This window comes from Alteromonas sp. ABH4_456 (genome assembly GCF_056160645.1).
Map to the genome: position 1 here is coordinate 155,833 of NZ_JBSWXO010000002.1, position 18,694 is coordinate 174,526.

Consider the following 18,694-nt stretch of genomic DNA (forward strand, 5'->3'; position numbering starts at 1 on the left):
ACTCGACATTAAAAAATAGGAACACACTATGACAACCACGTTTAAAAAACACGTATTGGCGGCTTCCGTCATCAGCGTATTAGGCTCCGTTTCTTCTGCTGCCATGGCGCAAGAACAAGCCAGTGCCGACGACATTGAAAAAATTGAAGTGTCAGGCTTTCGTAGCTCACTCATTAAAGCAAAAGATCTGAAAAAAGATGCGCTGGGCACACAAGATACTATTCTTGCAGAAGACATTGCCGACTTCCCCAGCCTGAACCTGGCAGAATCCCTGCAGCGTGTACCGGGTGTCACCATTACCCGTGAAGCCGGCGAAGGCCGTCAGATTTCATTACGAGGTCTAAATGCTGACTTTACGCAAGTACAACTAAACGGCATGGAAGCGCTGGGCACGTCTTCTTCACCCATGGACAGCCGCGGTACCACAAACAACTCACGTTCTTTCGACTTCAACATTTTTGCGTCTGAACTGTTTAACCAAATCGACGTGAAGAAATCATACTCTGCAGACATGGATGAAGGCGGTATCGGCGGTACTGTTGGTCTGCATACTGCCAAACCTTTTGATTATGACGGCTTTAAAGGTGCTATCAGTGCACAAGCGGGTCAAAATTCAAATACCGAGGACACCAGTCCGCGCATCGCGGCTCTGGTTTCGAATACCTGGGACAAGTTCGGCGCACTGTTCTCCATTGCATACAGCAACCGCGATACCAGCGAACAGGGCTATAACACCTATCGCTGGCGTCCTCGTGATGCTCAAGGTTCTGATATTTCTGCGTTATCAGCGGAAGATCAAGACGCGGTAAACAGTGGTGATTTGCGCTTCTCCCGTGGTAGTCGCTATTCTTTGTTTAACAGCGATCAAACCCGTCTGGGGGCAACGGTTGCTTTGCAATACCGTCCTACCAGCGACCTCTCGTTCGGCTTAGATGCGCTGTACGGCAAACTGGATAACAAGCGCTCTGAATTCCACCTGCAAAGCCGTGGTTCCAGCTCAACCGCATTAGGCTGCACCGGGCCGGACTACGATGACGGTGCGCGCTACTACTGCTCTGAACTAACTGACATTGAATACAACACTAATAGTGAAGTGGTGTACTCAGAATGGCAAAACACGGCGCTGCATTCAGAAAGCCGCGATCAAACAGCGAAAACAGAAATTACCCAATTTGTATTCAATGCAGACTGGACAGTGAACTCTGATTTATCGCTATCTGCACTTGCTGGTCACATGAAAAGCGAATATGAAGACAACAGCGCTAAAGTGTATCTTGAGTCCTTCGCCGACATGACACTGGATTTCCGCCCAGACCGTTTCTATGGCCAGAACACCTATATCAACGATTACGATCCGACTAACATCGATGAATTCCGCTACCATGAAATTGACCTGCTTGAAAACGAAGTAGAGAACAGTTTCGACGTGGCTAAAATCGATGCCGATTTTTTCCTGAATGATATCAGCAGCGTGAAGTTTGGGTTGTCGTATAAGAAGTTCAAACACATGGACAACTACCTGCAGACCAATAACCTGCTGCGCAGTGAATGGCAGTCGGGTGAAGTGTCTGACATAGTTGACCCTGCCACTGTGTACGTGAACAACGGGCACGAGCGTCAGTCGTGGCTGAGTACTGATGTGAACGCCGTGCTTGCCGACTTCAATATCGACCGCAATGGCACCATGAGCCGTACGCCAAACAAGGTGGAAGAAGAAACCAAAGCAGCGTACGCGCTTTACGATGTGAACATGCTGTTAGGCGATACCGAACTGCGAGCAAACTTTGGTGTGCGTTATTACGAAACAGAAATTGCGTCTACCGGCCTGGTTAACGACACCAATTACGTTACCATTGAGAGTGACTACGACGGTTTCCTGCCAGCGATGAACCTGGCGTGGTATGCCACCGACAATCTGGTTTTACGCGCAAGTGCAGGTAAAAACCTTACTCGCCCAACACTGAATAACCTGGCCGTTGGCGGGAGCATCAACACCGATCCGCTGGCCGGTTCAAGTGGTTTGTCTATCAGCTCTGGTAACCCGTCACTGCGGCCATTCGAAACCCTGAACATGGAAACCGGCGTTGAATACTATTTTGATGATGTAGGCTACGCAGCCCTGTCTTACTTCCGCAAAGATATCGACAACTTTATTGCCACCACCACCATTCCTACACCTTACGGTGAGACCGGTTATCCTTCAGCCCTGATTGAAGGCGCGGTAGACGAAAACGGCGTGGCGCAGTCTGCCAGCACGCTATACAACGTGTCGCAGCCGCAGAATCTGGAAGACAGCGATTTCAGCGGTTGGGAAGTGGCGTTCCAGCGCGATTTCGACTTCCTGCCAGCTCCATTTGATAAGCTAGGCGCGATTGCCAACTACACCTATGCGGATGGCGAGTCGGTACACAATGTGCTGGTAGACGGCGAAAACGTGCAGGTATCCCGTCCGTTCTATGGACTGTCGAAAAACACCTATAACTTAACGGTTTACTATGAAACAGAAACCTGGGGTGCACGCATATCTGCTGCTCATCGTGATGACTACCTGACACAGGTAGAAACTTCCAGTGATGATCAAGATGAAGCGGGTTTCCACGGCACGACTTACTATGACTTCTCTGCGTTCTACAACATTAACGAGAAACTGAAAGTGAGCCTGGAAGGCATTAACCTCAGCAATGAGCGTGAAGAGCAGTACTCTGACTCTGATGACCGCCTGTACAACACCACACTAAGTGGCCGTACTGTATATCTGGGCGTGACTTACGTTATGTAACGTTCTCACTGAACAACCCAAAAGGGCCGGTTTCACGGCCCTTTTTTGTTTGTATCTGTTTTGTTTTTACCTATCTAGCCTTGATACACATTTTGTGTAGTGATTCAAAAACGATACGTTACGCCAACGTAGTAATCCCGCCCGCTTAGCGTGGTGTTGTAAGGGCGGTGAGAAGAATCCGAATACTGAATTTCCCGTTGATTGGTGAGGTTTGTAGCTTCCAGTCGTAGCTCCCAGTTATCCGCCACATACCAGGCAACGACGGCATCAACATACACGCTTTCTTCAAAGCCGGTTTCGTCTTCATCCTGCAAAGTCTGGCTATCGACCCTTGCGAGATAGTCGTCGCGATAGGTAGCGGAAAGACGAATACTTAAATCGTAGCTTTCCCAGTATGCAGTGATGTTTGCCAGCCAGGGCGAAAGAAAGGGTAAGCTTTTTACCGACAGCATTTCGCCGGTATTGGCATTATGGTAAGTAAGATCGCCCTGGATGTAACTCACATTCCCCACCACACCAAGATGATATTGGGGCGACCATGGCCAGAGTGTCTCAAGCTGAACACTGGCTTCTACACCGTAAAGCCAGGTTTGCCGGGCATTCTGTGCAGTGACCAGTGTCACATTGTCGCTTGCAGATAGCGAAAACAAGCCTTCGTATTCCGGAAGCTGACTGATGAGTAAGTTATCACTTACATAAACTATGTAGTCATCCAGATACTTTGTAAAGGCGCTCACTGCAAACCGGTTGGTGTCGGAAAGATATCGCTCCCAGGCCACATCGATGTTGTAAGCACTGTAGGGTTTCAGGCTGTCGTTGTAGCCATAGAGCGTATTTTCTTCGCTGTCATAGCGTACAGCAGCGGCCAGATCATCTAACTGCGGGCGGCCCAGCGTTTTACTCACACTCAGACGCAATGTGTTGTCTGTGGCCAGTCGATAACGCAGATTCACCGCAGGTAGCCAATGGGTGTGACGCAGTGTGCGGTTGCGGGCGAACTCGCTGTCAGAATCGCTGACACGGGTTTGCTCGCTTTCAATGCGTAAGCCTGCATCCAGCAACCAGTTTCCCCAATCTGTGCTGAATGACGAATACAGCGCCAGGCGCTGCTCGATGATGTCGTCTTGTTCGGTGCTATATTCACTTTCAGCGGCAGCATGGGTGCCCTTCAGTGCACTTACCTCATTGGGCAATCCGAAATAACCAAATATCGCGTTGGTATTGAGTGTCAGCCAGTTCAGCTTTGGATGAGCAGTGAGAGGGGTGCTGTAGCTTTCAGGCACCGTGCTGTCTCGTTGCCCGCTTGCCCAGTCTGCAGACAGGAGATCCTGAATATCATAGAAATCGGTCTGATTGCGAAAATGAACCAGCTCAAGGCCGGTCTTCCAGGTCGTGTTATCAGTCGGCTTGTAGGCTACCGTGTAGCGGGCATTGAAAAAATCCGTAGTGGCGAAATAGGCTTCCGCGTCCAGCTCTTTCATTTGCCAGAAAGTGGGTTGCGTCAGGTCGTCCTGATAGGTGATGTCAGCAAAGCGATCGTCCTGACGATAATCCACCGTAATATCGGTTTCCCCTTCCATATAGGCCTTGTTGCTGAGGGGCATATCGTAGCGGGCATGCTCCCAGCCAATCACACCGCTGCCGGTTAGCGACTCTGCCCAATGATGCTCAAAATTCATCACCCATTGGTTGTAAATGGTGGCCACTTGCTGATAACGGCTCTCTGTGCCAACCTGGGCCTGTTCATAGGCCGCGTAGATCAGTTCGTTCTGGTCGTTCACAGCGGCATCAACGATGCGGGTTTCCCCTTCAATCACCGGAGTCGAATTAAAGCCTCTTGGATATAAGTGATACTCGTAACGCTCACCAGCCAAACGTCCGTGCAACCAATCCAGGGTAACGTGGGCAAAGTCGGTTTTATATTCAATGGAGGCTCCCACTCCGGCGCGGTCCATGTCACTCTGCCATACCGAGTAGCGATTCCCCCGAGGTATGGTTAACTCGCCATTTTGCCATGCACTGGCAAGCGCTGTTGGTAAGGCGGAGATATCCGCCCCATCAGGCGGAATACTGCGCCACCGAAAGGTATTTGCGCCCATTTCCTGATAAGAACGGGTGCCGTAGGCCACAGAGAACAATGCGCCCCAGTGACCACGGGTATTCGACACCATGGCAGATACCCGCTTCGATAATGCGTCGGTAAACTGGTTCTCACCGGTTTGGGCAGACAGGTTCCAGTGTAAACCGGGGTGGTCGAAAGGGTGCGCGGTTTTAAGCGCCACAATGCCTGCCATTCCCCCTGTGGGTAATTCAGCATCGTAGGTTTTCAGCACTTGTATTTCACTGAACAAATCGGTGGCAAACAAATTCAGATCGAAAGAACGGTCCCGCTGCTTCTGAAGTCTGCTATCCATGGGCGAATCGTTGTTCGCCAACACTATCATGCCGTTCAGGGTAACCAGGGTGAAATCCGGGTTGAGCCCCCGCAGCATGATTTGACGGCCTTCCCCAGCTTCACGGGTAATCGACATACCGGGAATACGCTGCATCGATTCAGCCAGGTTACGGTCTGGATAACTGGCAATATCGTTTGCTGCAATCACATCGGAAATCACGTGATTCTCACGCTTACGCTGACGGGAGACATCCAGCGAAGCCCGTAATCCGGTAACTGCCACCTCTTCAATAGGCGCTTGGGGGAGCGATTCATCTGCCGGACTAATTACGATACCCTCGGCGGTGATGCGGTATTGCAATCCCGCGGGATGTAGCAGCGCTTCTAAGGCTTGCGGCAAGGTAAACTGGCCATTCAACGCTGGGGTGCTCATGGCCGTATTAACTGCAGCGTCAGTGACAAAAGACTGACCAAACCGCTCAGAGAGCGCACGCAAGCTGTCTTTAAGCGGTTGGGATGCAATAAAAACAGGAACAGGAGACGATGAAGAAACCGCAGCGCAGGTGGGTAAGGCAATGCACAAACCTGTCGCCACTGCGATGGCAGTGAACGAGAAGCGAGATAGCGTTAACGGCTTAAACACTTTCACAACCCGCCCTGCTAGTCGGACACCGTTATGACGTAGGCGTCATCCTTTTCCTCCAGTGAAAGCCCATCTGTCTGCGCCAACAATCGCAGGCTTTTCCCTGCTTCATTAAGATTAAACCGTCCGCTAATGCGTTGGTTACCGTTCCCTAACACGTGCACCGGCTTATTCAGATAGCGGGACAATTGCTCGGTTACAATGCCAAGCGGCTGATTATCTACATCCAGCCAGCCACTTCGCCATTCAGGCAGCAGGCTGTCGTCGATTCGGAATGTACGGCGCCAGTTGCCATCTTCCAATATCACGCCCTCACCTTTCACCAGCGTGAGCGACTTGTCAGCAAACACACGAACAACACCTTCGTACACTCTGATCACGGTTTGATGCGCAAGCTTATCGATATCGAACGCGGTACCGACGACCTGCACCCTGGTGGTATCGACATTAACTACGAAGGGGCGCTCCGGAGCGTGGGCAATATCAAAATAAGCCTGTCCCCGGGTAAGGCTCACTTCACGCAACGCCTGCGTGTGATTCACCTGCAATGATGAATTGCCGCTCAGATAGACCACCGAGCCATCTCGCAACACGGCCGATTCAGTTGAGCCTGCGGGCGTTTCGACGGTCAGCGTCTGAACCTGAGCCACAGTCACTGGCGACTCTGCTTGACCGGCATTATTGTGTTGTAATCCCAACCAGATAACCAGTACTGCCGCCACCGCCATGCTGGCTGCAATGGCAAACCACGGGCGTGCTGTACGGCGTATTTCGACGACCTCAGACGCAGTGGTGGTTGTTTTATTGTTTCGCTGTCGGTTGACAAGCTGTATTGCTGCCGCAGCCACCTCGGGTTGGCCAATCGCCGCTGCAATGCGCGTGAAAGCTTGTTGATGTTCAGGCACAGCAAGCCACAGCGACAATTCAACCTTGCCCTTTTCGTCCAGTTCATCAAAACGATCAAACCAGTCTGCGGCCTGATCTAAATGATCTGCGTGTGTCATCTGTGCCTCTGTTACTTACATTCAATTATATAGATGGTGATTCTATGCTTTCGGGGACAAAAAGAATGATTATTCTGCCGATTCTGTCCAACCTGCTTCTTCCAGTTTGAGCGTAAGCTCTACCATGGCCCGGGTAAGGTGCTTTTTCACCGCTTCGACGCTCAAATCCAGCGCGGCGGCGATGTCATCCCGGCTCATACCGTCTACCCGCCGCATAACAAAAACCTCCCGGCGCAACGGCGACATTTGCGCCAATACGCTTTCAATAAACGCCAGTTTGCTTGCATTGTGATAATGGGTTTCGGGACTGTCGTTGGCGGCTTCCAGTTCTTCATTCTGCCAGTCCACGGCATTCGGCACGGCTTTACGCTGAAAATCATACAGCACCGACTTCGCCACGGTAATCATGTAGGCAAGTGGATTTTCCAGTTCGGCGAAGCGCACACTTTTACTGGTGCGCAGCAGGGTTTCCTGCAGCACGTCTTCGGCTACCACCGGATCATTGGTAAGCCCGCGGATAAACGCTTTTAACGCGCTGCGGGACTGAACGGCTGCCGGGTCGGTAATGCCCTGCCAGTCAGCCGGAGAGTTGCTTTCGTTCAATGTTGCCTTCGCTGAAGAAATGAGAGATGACAACATTAATGCAGATTTATGACAGTGAGATGATACTCAAACAGCAAACTTTAATCAGGAAAGCACAATACTCACTTCACAGCCATCAGCAGTAAAGCGATGCTGATAGGTCCAGCCAAGCTTGGCTGTGACCCTTTTTACCAGTTCCAGGCCGAGACCGTAACCTAATTCGTCGTTTCCTGCAGGATCATCACACTGTTCCGCATCGTCTTCACGGTTGACGATCGTCAGGGTATGACCAGACTGGCTGATGGTAACTGTACCACTTTGTGTATGCTGAAATGCGTTACGGATAAGGTTACCGCATACAATGCGAAGGGCTGTCGGCGAAATAGAGCAAACAGCCTCATCAGTGGCAAGTTCCACGTTCACCTGTTTTCCGGTAAGCAAATACTGTAAATCCTGCACCAGCGCAGACAACATCCCTCCCGGCTGAATGTCAGATACGGCCAGGTCATCGTGATCCTGACGGCTAAGCCAGAGCAGGGTTTCAGTAAGATCGGTCATAGTGTGGGAAGCATGGTCAATGCGACGGATGGCGTTTGCGCCTTTTGACGGCCCTTTTTCTTCCAGTTTATGCAACAGCTCCACACTGGAACGGATCACCGCAATAGGTGTGCGAAGTTCATGGCTGGCGTGGGAAACAAACTCCCGCTCTCTCACCAGTCCTTCCCGCACATGTTGCAGGCTGGAATGGACAATACCCGCCAGCTCATTAAGCTCCTGATATTTGAATTCCGGCACGGGTTGTTCCAGTGTTTGCTCATTAAGCCCCTGTGCCCATAACCGCAATCGCTCTACAGGTCTCGATACGCTGCGCAGCAGGATCATCAGCACCCCGGCGAATAACACCAGCACACCCAGCCCCAGGAGCATGGACCAGCCTTCATGGGAAATCATGAATTCAGGTTCGTCATCGAGTTTAAGAGAGTCAAACACCTGAGCTACGTACCGGTCGGGATATCTGCCATGACGATCGGCAATTTTTACCACAAATACGGCACTGGACGGCCTGAAGAAGATAAACGATCGCTCAACGGCTTTATGTAAATGAAATGGCCGGAGTTTGTCCGGGTTGAATTTTGATTTCACGCTGTCCGGAAAGTCCTTCCAGTCGGCGACAATGACAAAACTTAAGACTTTTTGAGGTTTGCCCGGCTCAACTTGTGCCTCTCTGGCGGCAGATATCATGGTGCCACGCATGACGCCGTCCATGCCGGCAAAAAAATTCATCATTGCGAGCACACTAAAACCTGAGATGACGACTGTTCCCATTACCAGCAGGGCAATGAGAATATAGCGTCTCAAACTCAGACTGAAGCCACGAACCATACTATTGCGCTCCGGAAACTAATTTGAAACCTACACCGGTGGCAGACTGCACATCCAAACCGCTTTCTTTCCCCAGTGCCTTTCTCAAATGATAAATATGTACTTTCAGGCTATTGGAGTCCGGCCGGTTTTCTCCCCACACGGCCTGGGACAGCATTTCACGGGATACCGGCGCAGGATACGCCCGCACCAGCTGCTCGAGTACGATAAACGCTGTAGGACTTATTTTCACCGGCTCACCTGCCAGCGTAGCCGTTTTTCCGTTCACATCAACACACAGTTCACCACATCTCAGTTGCTTTACCTGCCCGCTTCGTCGTAGCGACAGCGCCTGCAAACGTGCCACCAGCTCGGCCATGGCGAAGGGTTTTACCAGATAATCATCAGCACCTTTAGCAAACCCTGCCAGCTTGTCATCTAACTGATCCCGTGCGGTGAGCATGATAACCGGCGTATCGTCACCCTTTTCACGTAGCCGTTCACACACAGACAGACCATCCAGTCTCGGCAGATTAATATCCAGGATCACCACGGCATATTCGTTTTCAGCCAAAAAATTCAGCGCCGCCACACCGTTACTGGCATGATCGCAGTCGAAATCTTCCAGTGCCAGATAATCAACAATGTTCCCGGCTAAATCTAAATCGTCTTCAACCAGCAGTAATGTGGTCATCACGGTCTCCGAAACGTTTTTTTAAATGCTCACGGCCACGCACCATCAGGCTTCGCACATCTTCATTAATTAACACCAGTGCAGGAATTAACAACAGGGTGATGACAGTAGCAAACAGAATACCATAGCCCAGCGATGCTGCAGCAGGGATCAGAAACTGTGCCTGTTTCGAGGTTTCCCCGAGAATAGGATACAGCCCGGCAAACGTCGTCACGGATGTCAGTAATACTGCCCGCAGGCGGCTGCTACACGACTCGATAATGGCGTCCTGCACATCGGCACCAAAACGGCGTAACTCGTTATAACGGGAAACCAGCAGCAACGAATCGTTCACCACCACGCCGCTGAGGGCAAGAATACCGTTCAGAGACAACAGACTCATCATCAAACCGTTACTCCAGTGACCGAGGATAGCGCCTACCACACCAAAGGGGATTGCCATCATAATGATCACCGGCTGAACATAAGATTTAAGCGGAATGGCAAGCAAAGCGTAAATGGCCACCAGTGCCAGGATAAACACCGTTTCCATAGAGCTTTGTGTTTCTTCCTGCTGTTCTGCTTCACCGGCAAAATGCACTGACAAATCCGGATACTGGCGGGTAAGCACCGGCACCAGTTCACTGTTCAGTTTTTCCACCAGCTCAGTTGAGGTGATTTCATCACTGACAACGGATGCAGAGACAGTAAGCGCCCGCAAACCATCAATCCGCGTGATTTGTTTCTGCTGGCTGTCAGGAATAATACGGGCAACCACATCCAGCGGCACCACGGTACCGTCGTTCAAACGCACACGGGCGTTCAGAATATCAGCAGGGTTTGCGCGATCAGCTTCAGGGTAACGTACCCGCACTTTTACTTCGTTTTTATCGCGCAAATAGCGCTGTACAATTTCACCGCCAAATGCCCGCAGCAGCTGCTGTGACAAGCTCTTTGTGTCCATGCCCAGTGCGCGGCCCTGCGGCGTCAATTCGAAACGCAACATAGCTTCACCTGGCGTCAGTGAGCTTTCTACACTGTGCACACCATCGATGTTCGCCAGCGCCTCGCGGAATGAAGCTTCTGCTGCCGTCAGCGTACTGTCACTTATGCTCTTCAGCTCCACCTGGAAGGCGTTTACCATTTCCCTGCGGGACTGAATTTTTAATTGCTTCACCCCCTCAGGTTCACCGGCAAGCTCACGCCATTTCGACGCCAGTTCATCCAGCGAGTAAGGTTGACCCTCTGCCAGTGAAACAATGATGCTGCCACTCTGATCACCCGACGCCGTCACCTGCAAATTGGCGATGCCTGAACCTTCAAGGCCCAGATTGTTCATCAGAAAATCATCCGCTTGATTAAGCGTGTTTTCGAGCCGAGTCAGGTTTTTCTCGTTCTGACCGAAGCTGGCATCACTCTGCAACGTCATTGACGCTTCCACTGTGTCACCGGGCATACTGGGGAAAAAGCCTACCCGCACCACACCGTTCATTGGCATACCAATCACCAGAATAAACAGGGCGACAAACAGCATGACGGCGGCATAGCGATATTGAATGGCTTTGCGCAGTGCCGGCTGATACATCCGTTCGTTGAAGAAACTTAAGCCGCGATCAGCACCCCGCTGCACTTTGCCCCACAGATCAGCAATGCCCTTACGGGGTTTTCTGTGCGTAGGTAAATGGGCCAGGTGAGAAGGTAAAATGAGTTTTGATTCCACCACCGACAGCAGCAGACAGATGGTAACAATCATGCCGAACTGGGAATAAAGCTTACCCAGCCCGCCTTCCACGTTAGACAATGCAAAGAATGTCGCAACAGTCGTCAATACCCCGAATAATGTGGGTACGGCAACCCGCATGGTGCCTTTGATGGTGTTTTGCAGTGTGTCTCCGTATTTTTGCCTGGTGGCGTATACACTTTCCCCCACCACCACGGCGTCGTCCACCACGATACCCAGCGCCATAATAAACCCGAAGGTAGTCATTTCGTTGATGGTCATATCAACGAAGCTGTCAGTCATGAAAAACAGGGTACCAAAGAAGATAAACGGCAGACCGGCGGCCACCCAGAATGCCACGCGAAGATTCAGAAACACTGCCAGCGTGATAAATACAAGCACGATGCCGGACAGCGCATTTTTAGTCAGCAGGGCGAGACGGTCGGTAATCATGGTGCTGCGGTCATACCAGGTTTCCAGCTCTACGCCTTCCGGTAACAGACCCCGCTCATGCCACTCTTCTACCACGCTTTTCGCCTGTGCCACCATGTTCACCACATCGCCGTTTTCATCCATCACGATTTGGATCCCATAGCCGTTCACACCATTGTACCGGGCCAGCGTGTAGGCATCATCGGCAAACATGTCGGTCACGTCAGCCACATCACCGATTGTCAGGAATGTGCCGCTGTCGTCGGCCAGTAGCGGAATGTTGGCAAAGTCCTCTGCATAATAGGCCTGCTCAGAGGCTTTAAGCCGGATCACCTTCTCTTTGTTCCGCAGGCTGGTTGTGAGGGCGGTAGCCGACTCCTGATTAATGGTATCGGCGATATCAGACATGGTCAGTCCGTATGCCTGTAACTTAGCCTCATCAATTTCGATGGACATCATGGGGTCAATAAAATTAGGCGTACTGACCTCACGAATTTCGTCTTTGGCGAGTAAATCCCGCTCCAGCTGATCGCCCAGTTGTTGCAATGTGGCGTGGTCAGTATCACCGTAGAGCTGCACCCAAATCACGTGATCCTGCCGCCGTCCTTTGGAGATCACCGGCTTTTCTGCATCAGACGGAAAATTGAAGATACTGTCTACCTTGGTTTTCACGTCCGTAAGCAGCGTATCGAGATCGTAATCACTTTCCTTTTCAATCTGGACGTTACTGCCACTGGCCGTAGACGTAGAGGTAATGCGCTTAATCCCGGGCACACCTTCCAGCGCATTTTCGATGTTAATCGCAATGCCCTCTTCGGCCTGAACCGCGTCACCGCTGTCGTAGGTCATGGAAACATTGATAAAGCGGGGATCCATACTGGGGAAAGCCTCTTTACGGATATCACCCAAAGACGCCAGCCCGACAATGATCATTCCCAGCATTAACAGATTTGCCGCCACCGGGTTGCGGGCAAACCAGCCGATGATACTGCTGTTATTCGCCGCCATTGCCGACCTCCGCTACCGGATTTACTTTCATATTGACCAGGTAACTGTTCAGCGGCCGCACGACCACTTTCGCGCTCTCCATACCGGCAACCGGCGTAATGTAGGCATGACCGTTTTCCATAAACAACACCTGCGGGGTAAATTTATCCAGCGTGTTGCTTTGCGTGACGTACCAGACTTCCTGCTTCTGCGAAATCGCAGAAGACGGAATTTGCCACACATCCTGCCATTCACGGCCGGCAATTTCTGCCACCACATACGTACCAAAATACAGCGGAGATGCCTGAGCAAGCGGGTCGTTGACCACCACGATCGCGCTTCGCTGTCGGGATGTGGTGTCCAGATGCTGCTCTACCCGCTCAACCACACCTTCCCAGCGGGTTAAACCGTCCATGTCGGTCAGTGTGACCGGCCAGGGCGCTTGTTTCAGTGTCGCCGGTGACGGCAGATTGTTCCACTGTGTCGCTGACAGCGGTATGGCGATTTCTGCCACATTCGTGGCATACAATGCGGCAACTTCAGCGCCGGATTGCACAAAGCTGCCGGGCTGAATGCTACGGGTTACCACCACACTGTTAAACGGTGAAGTAATTTGAGTAAAGGCCAGATCACGCTGCGCTTGCGCCAGCGCTTTTTCTGCCTGGGCAACTGTAGCTTCTGCCGCAGCGAGTTGCGGTCCGCGCAGAACCAGAGAAGATGATGGCTCTCCTTCCAGTCCGGAGCGTTGCCATTCAGACAGTGCCTGCTGGCCCTGTAAGCGCTCTTCTTCCAGCGCTACTTTTGCGTCTTCCAGCGTAGCCTGTGCTGCCGCTACAGCCTGTTCATAATCGGTATTATCGATGGTGGCCAGTACATCCCCTTTATTAAACTGTGCGCCGGTTTCAAACCGTTTGCTCAGCGACTGTACCTGTCCGGATACCTGCGCAGATAACGTCAGATTAAAACGGGGGTTTACCTGACCGTAACCTTCTACATTGGCCTTATGAGACTTTGTAGCCACACTGACCACACCCACTTCAGGAATGGTAGTGGTTTGCTGTTGCCCTGCGCCCGGCATCCTGCCTGCCGGTGCAGCCTGTTGTGTCTTCTCGTTACCATTTTCTGTGCCGGCAGTCTCAGGCTTTGCCGCAGTAGCAGAAGACGGCGCGCCAGGCGGTCCCGGTGGTGCACCATTCCCACCAATTAACATAACAGCGAGAATGACCACGCAGACTGCGCCCAGAGTGATGAAAAGGGTTTTACGTTGCTGACTCATGACGATACTCCAAGGCCGAGTGCCAGCCCTAAATCGATACGGTTTGAAAGTTGATTGCGCTGAAGCTGAACCAGTTGTGCTTCCAGAGAATAGGTAGTCTGGGTAACTGACAATAAATCGAGAATATCACTCAGCCCCTGACGATACTGACTGGTGTAGTTGTCCTGACTACGCCGTGAATTGCTGTAAGCCTGACTGATATGCTGTTGCCGGCGCTGATAGCTGTTTTCCAGATCCAGTGTTGCCTGCACTTCCTGTACCGCGGTAAGCAGTGTGTCCTGATAGTTCCACCAGCTGTTCAGTGTATCCAGCTCTGCCAGCGCGATATTTGCCCGCAGCTCACCGCCCTGAAACAGCGGTGCCGTAATACTGCTCAGTAAGCTCCACACGGGGTCTTTGAACAACGACAGCGCGGGTGTTGTACCAGAGTCACTCAGGGCTGCGGTAATATTCAGTGACGGCAATAATTGCTTGTACGCCACTTTTTCAGAGGATTCGTTAGCTTTAATCTGATAATACGCCGCCATCAGATCAGGACGCCGCGCCAGGTCCTGTTCCGGTAACGCAGCCAGCGGCAACACCACATCGGGGAACGACTCGCTGATGGCAACATCAGCCAGTGACATATCGCTGCGCCCCAGCAAGACCGCCAGTGCACGTTTTGAACTGGCCAGATTATTTTCATATTCAGCAATATTGGCCCGTGACGTTGCACTGCTGGTACGGGCTGTATCTAAATCTGCCAGCGTGCCCAGACCGGTACGGTAACGGTTTAAAATGATGCTCTCGCTGTTCTCAAGCGCGGCCAGCTTCTTCTTTTCAATATCCAGAATTTTCTGCTGGCTGATGATATCCAGGTAACCCTGCATCACACTGGCCGCCAGCGTGGCCCTTGCCGACTGCAACGCCGCCGCATTACTGCGGGTAGTAAAAGCCGCGGCATCAACACTGTCACCGATGCGGTTCCAGATATCAATTTCCCAACTGACATTCACCGAAGCACTGTAGGAGGTGTCAGTATTTTCACTGTTATTACCGGACAAGCTGGCCGATGCCTGTGGCAGGCGGGACGCATTGGCAGATGTCTCCCGTATTTTTGATTGCTTCAGTGTAATGAGTGTTTGCTGCAAACCGGGGTTATGCGCTATCGCTTCATCCACCAGCGCCTGCACGGCTTCTACCGGCAACAACTGGTCAAGACTGGCCGTTCTCACAGCGGAGTCTGACTGAGGCAACCAGGAAACCGTGTTCCCCATTTCCTCAGTCACCCGTTCACTTAATGCATTATCAGTAGTGTCTCCGGTGCTGGCACACCCCGACAGTATTAATGCGATGCTCACTGTGAGCACCGGCAAATTCCTCTTCATTACTACACCCAGTTTACTCGTATGCTGCAACATTACATCAGGCAGGGTTAAGGCCGGGTTAACGCCGGGATTGCGCCGTTTAACATGAGCCAGTCAGAACCCGGGCGGGTGAAATTACACGGGGCATAGGATAAACTTGCGCGGTTGTTGAATTAGCAGGTTTTATTCATTGGATACTTTAATCACCCCCCTTTCTGAACTCATTAAAATTGCCGTTGCGCCGGTATTTTTACTTGCCGGTATCGCCGGCTTTCTGAACGTGATGTCTGGCCGTCTGGGTCGTATTTCCGACCGCGTACGGGTAGCTGAACGGAATATCCAAACCTTTGCTGATGCTGAGCGGATCCAGAAAAATAAACGTGAAATTATTATGCTGTGGCGAAGAGTGGGGGTGATTAACTGGGCGATCGGCCTGTGTGTGACCGCAGGTTTACTGGTGTGCTCGGTGATTGTTACTTTGTTTTCCGGTGAATTATGGCGCATCAATCTCGATACGCTGGTCATCACACTGTTTATTCTGGCAATGGCGTCACTGATATCAGCCTTACTGGTATTTCTGGTAGAGGTGCGGCTTGCTACCAAAACCATCGAATATACCCGTAACGTACACTGAAAATGCGGGCTGACTGACAGCATTGCGCTGTCAGTCCTTACTGCTTATGTCCAGGAAACGATACCGGCAGCACTAAAATACGCAAGATAAGCGGCAACCATCAGCTGCAGCACAATGAATATCAGCACAAAACCCTTCAGCCAACGGGATGCATCTGAACGGCTGTAAATTACCGTTTGAATACAGGCACACTGTCACCGGCAGCACTGAGAGCAGGGAAAAGCATAATAAAAGCGAGCCAGCACATCGCCGGCAGACGGGAAAGACGGGTCATACAAATATCCTTTTGCAAATTGTAATTCTTTTACTGGTCAGTCCCGGACCAAAGACACCGCTATCTTTGCTGCTCAGAGAACAGCATCAATCCATATCGACAATCTGATCCTTGCCTGAATATTTAGCACGGTATAACCGCGCATCAGCTTTCTCTACCAGTTGTTCCAGATTCTGCATCTCTTCCGCACACACGCCTATGCTGCAGGTAAGATTGAGACGATGCTCGGTGAACTCATGCTCGCGGACTTTTGTCAGAAAGAGATTTAAATCGTCCAGCAAAGCAGCGTAATCGCGGGTGGAAATCACTGTGAATTCCTCGCCGCCATAGCGGGCATAGAGATCTTTACCGAAACAATCTCCCATCAGACTGGCAAATTCCTGCAGCAGATGGTCGCCTGCTTTGTGTCCGTAGGTATCATTAACCGGTTTAAAGTCATCAACGTCAATCATGGCTACGGTAAGCCCGCCCAGACGCCCTTCATTTTTGAACAGTGCTTCACCCTGTTCAAACAGGTAGCGCCGGTTGTACGTTTTTGTCAGTGCATCCAGATTCGCAGAATCACGGATGGTAACCAGCATCTCCTGGGCTTCGAGGTTTTGTAGCACCCGGCAGAAGAACTCTTCGTGATAAAACGGCTTACTCAGGAAGTCATTTGCGCCGCTTTTAATGAACTTGGCGGATAACACACTGTTACCGTTGGCAGATAAACCAATAAACACCAGGTCCTGGAAGTTACGATCCTGACGCACGGCTTTAACCAGTTCAAAGCCGTCCATATTCGGCATCATGTAGTCAGAGATAACCAGCTTGATATCCGGATTTTCAGCCAGTACCTGCAACGCTTCCACTCCGTCAAATGCTGACAACACCTGAAAACGGAATTTACGCAGAAAAGCACATAAGTAAGAGTTGCTGGTAGTGGAATCATCAACCACCAGTACTTTGGTGGTCAGATTTTTACGCAGGCGGTCAATCAGCTTGATAACCTGCATGTAAGAATAGCGGGATTCTTTGGTTATGTAGTCCAGTACGCCTTTGTCGATGAGAGAGGTACGTAATGTTTCATCAAAGTTACCGGTCAGTACGGCCGTGGGTACGTCATGAGAGAGCATCAGCTCTACGATTTCACCACGCGGAGCGTCGGGCAAATTCAGGTCGACAATCGCTGCCAGAAATTCTTCGCCGCTGTCCAGCTTTTGCCTTGCTTCAGCATAATCCGAACACAGCACACTGTGAAAGTGGGGGTTATCTTCCACCAGCTTATTTAAAATTTTACGGACTATCTGACTGTCTTCGACAACGAGAATTTTAAACATAACTACAACCTGAACAACTTGTCATACCAGCATAACCAATAAAAAAGAATAATGCGTTAACAAAATACGAAAGTTATACTGATGTATAACCTTCGCAGCCATTAATCTTCCCTGGCTAATGCGTCGAGTACAGCAAACAATACGTTTGCACCCACCCGCGACACTTCCTGATCGTAGATATGTTCTACATTTACGCCTTCCTGCCCGCCGGCAAGATCGCTGATTGCACGAATTATAACCCAATCTACATCATTTATCGTGCAAACCTGACCGACTGCAGCAGATTCCATTTCTGTCACTTCGGCCTTGAATACATCACGTGTCCACTGGCGGTATTCGCGGTTATCCAGAAATACCGAACCTGTCACGCCGTTACCGCCTACCGTTAATCTTGCTTTGCGTTCGCCCAGAATCATCTGGTCCGGTAAGGCCAGCATGGCACTTCTTGCTGCATCCAGCAAACGGGGGGTCGCAGAGAAATAAGCCGTATCCACCGGCTCATCCAGGCCGTCTTTAATGATCAGCACTTCGTCGGGCTGGATGAAGTGAAAGTTCTTGTATGCCGGCAGATGCGGGTCCACTTGTCTGCGCTCCGGCTGTTCTTGCAAAAATCTGGCGTAATATTCGGGCAACACGTAATTGCCCGGGTTTTGCTTATCCGGATTGGTGTACACGCTTTCATCATGATAGTACCAGCGCTCAGGCACGATCACGTCACCGGGCTGCCAGTCAGGATTCACCGCGCCGGCAATCCCCATGTACACCACCTGTTTCACAGGAAAATAATCGAAAGCCATCTGCATGGTCAGTGCAGCATTGGCGATACTCATGCCCGTCGCAAATACAAGAATGGGTTCATCATGGTATTTACCTATACGGTAAGTCACACCTTTGTACTTCACGACCTGCGTGATCTGAGCGCCGGGATCAGCCTCGATACGGCCCAGAATCCCCTTCATTTCAGGCCCGTATGCCACCACCACGGCAGTAAAACCTTCCTGTTGAAACTGCTTTGGTCCGAAAGCTTCTGTTGAAAGCGTGTTATCTGCGGGGGCTACTACGGCGGGCGTTGCACAGCCACCCAGCATCAGCAACGAAAATAATGCAAAAACCAGTGAGCGGGCACCGGTGATGGAAAGGGTCATAGATAAAATCCGGATGTGTAAAAAGAATTAAGGATTTTAAGCGGAAATACTAAAGAAACACAATGCGCAGTTACCCCGTCAGTGAGCGGTAACTGCGCTGCCATTTAGCAAAAAATAAATGGT

12 protein-coding genes are annotated in these 18,694 nt (G+C 51.1%); 2 read left to right on the forward strand and 10 right to left on the reverse strand.

Translation table 11 applies throughout. The features are described 5' to 3' along the window. Positions 1-28: 28 nt before the first annotated feature. Positions 29-2,779, forward strand: coding sequence for a TonB-dependent receptor (locus tag ACXAG2_RS03760; protein WP_474864664.1), 2,751 nt, complete (start codon positions 29-31; stop codon positions 2,777-2,779). A 104-nt stretch (positions 2,780-2,883) separates the two neighbouring features. Here the strand turns inward: ACXAG2_RS03760 and ACXAG2_RS03765 are convergent, their stop codons facing one another. From ACXAG2_RS03765 to ACXAG2_RS03800, 8 genes are all read right to left on the reverse strand, one after another. Further along, positions 2,884-5,823, reverse strand: a complete 2,940-nt coding sequence (locus ACXAG2_RS03765) for a TonB-dependent receptor (RefSeq protein WP_474864665.1) — start codon at positions 5,821-5,823, stop codon at positions 2,884-2,886. Between the two features lie 11 nt (positions 5,824-5,834). After that, positions 5,835-6,821, reverse strand: coding sequence for a FecR family protein (locus ACXAG2_RS03770; RefSeq protein WP_474864667.1), 987 nt, complete (start codon positions 6,819-6,821; stop codon positions 5,835-5,837). Positions 6,822-6,890: 69 nt separating this feature from the next. Beyond that, positions 6,891-7,460, reverse strand: coding sequence for an RNA polymerase sigma factor (locus ACXAG2_RS03775; protein ID WP_474841838.1), 570 nt, complete (start codon positions 7,458-7,460; stop codon positions 6,891-6,893). Positions 7,461-7,508: 48 nt separating this feature from the next. Then, a complete protein-coding gene (locus ACXAG2_RS03780) occupies positions 7,509-8,786 on the reverse strand; it encodes a sensor histidine kinase (RefSeq protein WP_474864669.1) in 1,278 nt (425 codons plus the stop codon). 1 nt (position 8,787) lies between these two features. Next, a complete protein-coding gene (locus ACXAG2_RS03785; protein ID WP_474864671.1) occupies positions 8,788-9,459 on the reverse strand; it encodes a response regulator transcription factor in 672 nt (223 codons plus the stop codon). Beyond that, the gene (locus tag ACXAG2_RS03790) at positions 9,437-12,598 is read right to left on the reverse strand and encodes an efflux RND transporter permease subunit (protein WP_474864673.1); all 3,162 of its coding nucleotides are present in this window, start codon (positions 12,596-12,598) and stop codon (positions 9,437-9,439) included. The genes ACXAG2_RS03785 and ACXAG2_RS03790 overlap by 23 nt, the downstream gene beginning before the upstream one ends. Further along, positions 12,585-13,853: an efflux RND transporter periplasmic adaptor subunit gene (locus tag ACXAG2_RS03795; protein ID WP_474864675.1), complete on the reverse strand. Its 1,269-nt coding sequence runs from the start codon at positions 13,851-13,853 to the stop codon at positions 12,585-12,587. The genes ACXAG2_RS03790 and ACXAG2_RS03795 overlap by 14 nt, the downstream gene beginning before the upstream one ends. Beyond that, complete coding sequence (locus tag ACXAG2_RS03800; protein WP_474864677.1) at positions 13,850-15,193, reverse strand: TolC family protein; 1,344 nt, start codon at positions 15,191-15,193, stop codon at positions 13,850-13,852. The genes ACXAG2_RS03795 and ACXAG2_RS03800 overlap by 4 nt, the downstream gene beginning before the upstream one ends. 196 nt (positions 15,194-15,389) lie before the next feature. On the opposite strand from ACXAG2_RS03800, the gene ACXAG2_RS03805 reads away from it, so the two are divergent. Further along, positions 15,390-15,833, forward strand: coding sequence for a DUF2721 domain-containing protein (locus tag ACXAG2_RS03805; RefSeq protein ID WP_119502960.1), 444 nt, complete (start codon positions 15,390-15,392; stop codon positions 15,831-15,833). A gap of 360 nt (positions 15,834-16,193) precedes the next feature. Here the strand turns inward: ACXAG2_RS03805 and ACXAG2_RS03810 are convergent, their stop codons facing one another. Continuing rightward, the gene (locus ACXAG2_RS03810) at positions 16,194-17,426 is read right to left on the reverse strand and encodes a diguanylate cyclase (RefSeq protein ID WP_474864679.1); all 1,233 of its coding nucleotides are present in this window, start codon (positions 17,424-17,426) and stop codon (positions 16,194-16,196) included. A 101-nt stretch (positions 17,427-17,527) separates the two neighbouring features. After that, entirely contained in the window at positions 17,528-18,571 is a 1,044-nt protein-coding gene (locus ACXAG2_RS03815) for a 5'-methylthioadenosine/S-adenosylhomocysteine nucleosidase family protein (protein WP_474864681.1), read from the reverse strand. Positions 18,572-18,694: the final 123 nt, after the last annotated feature.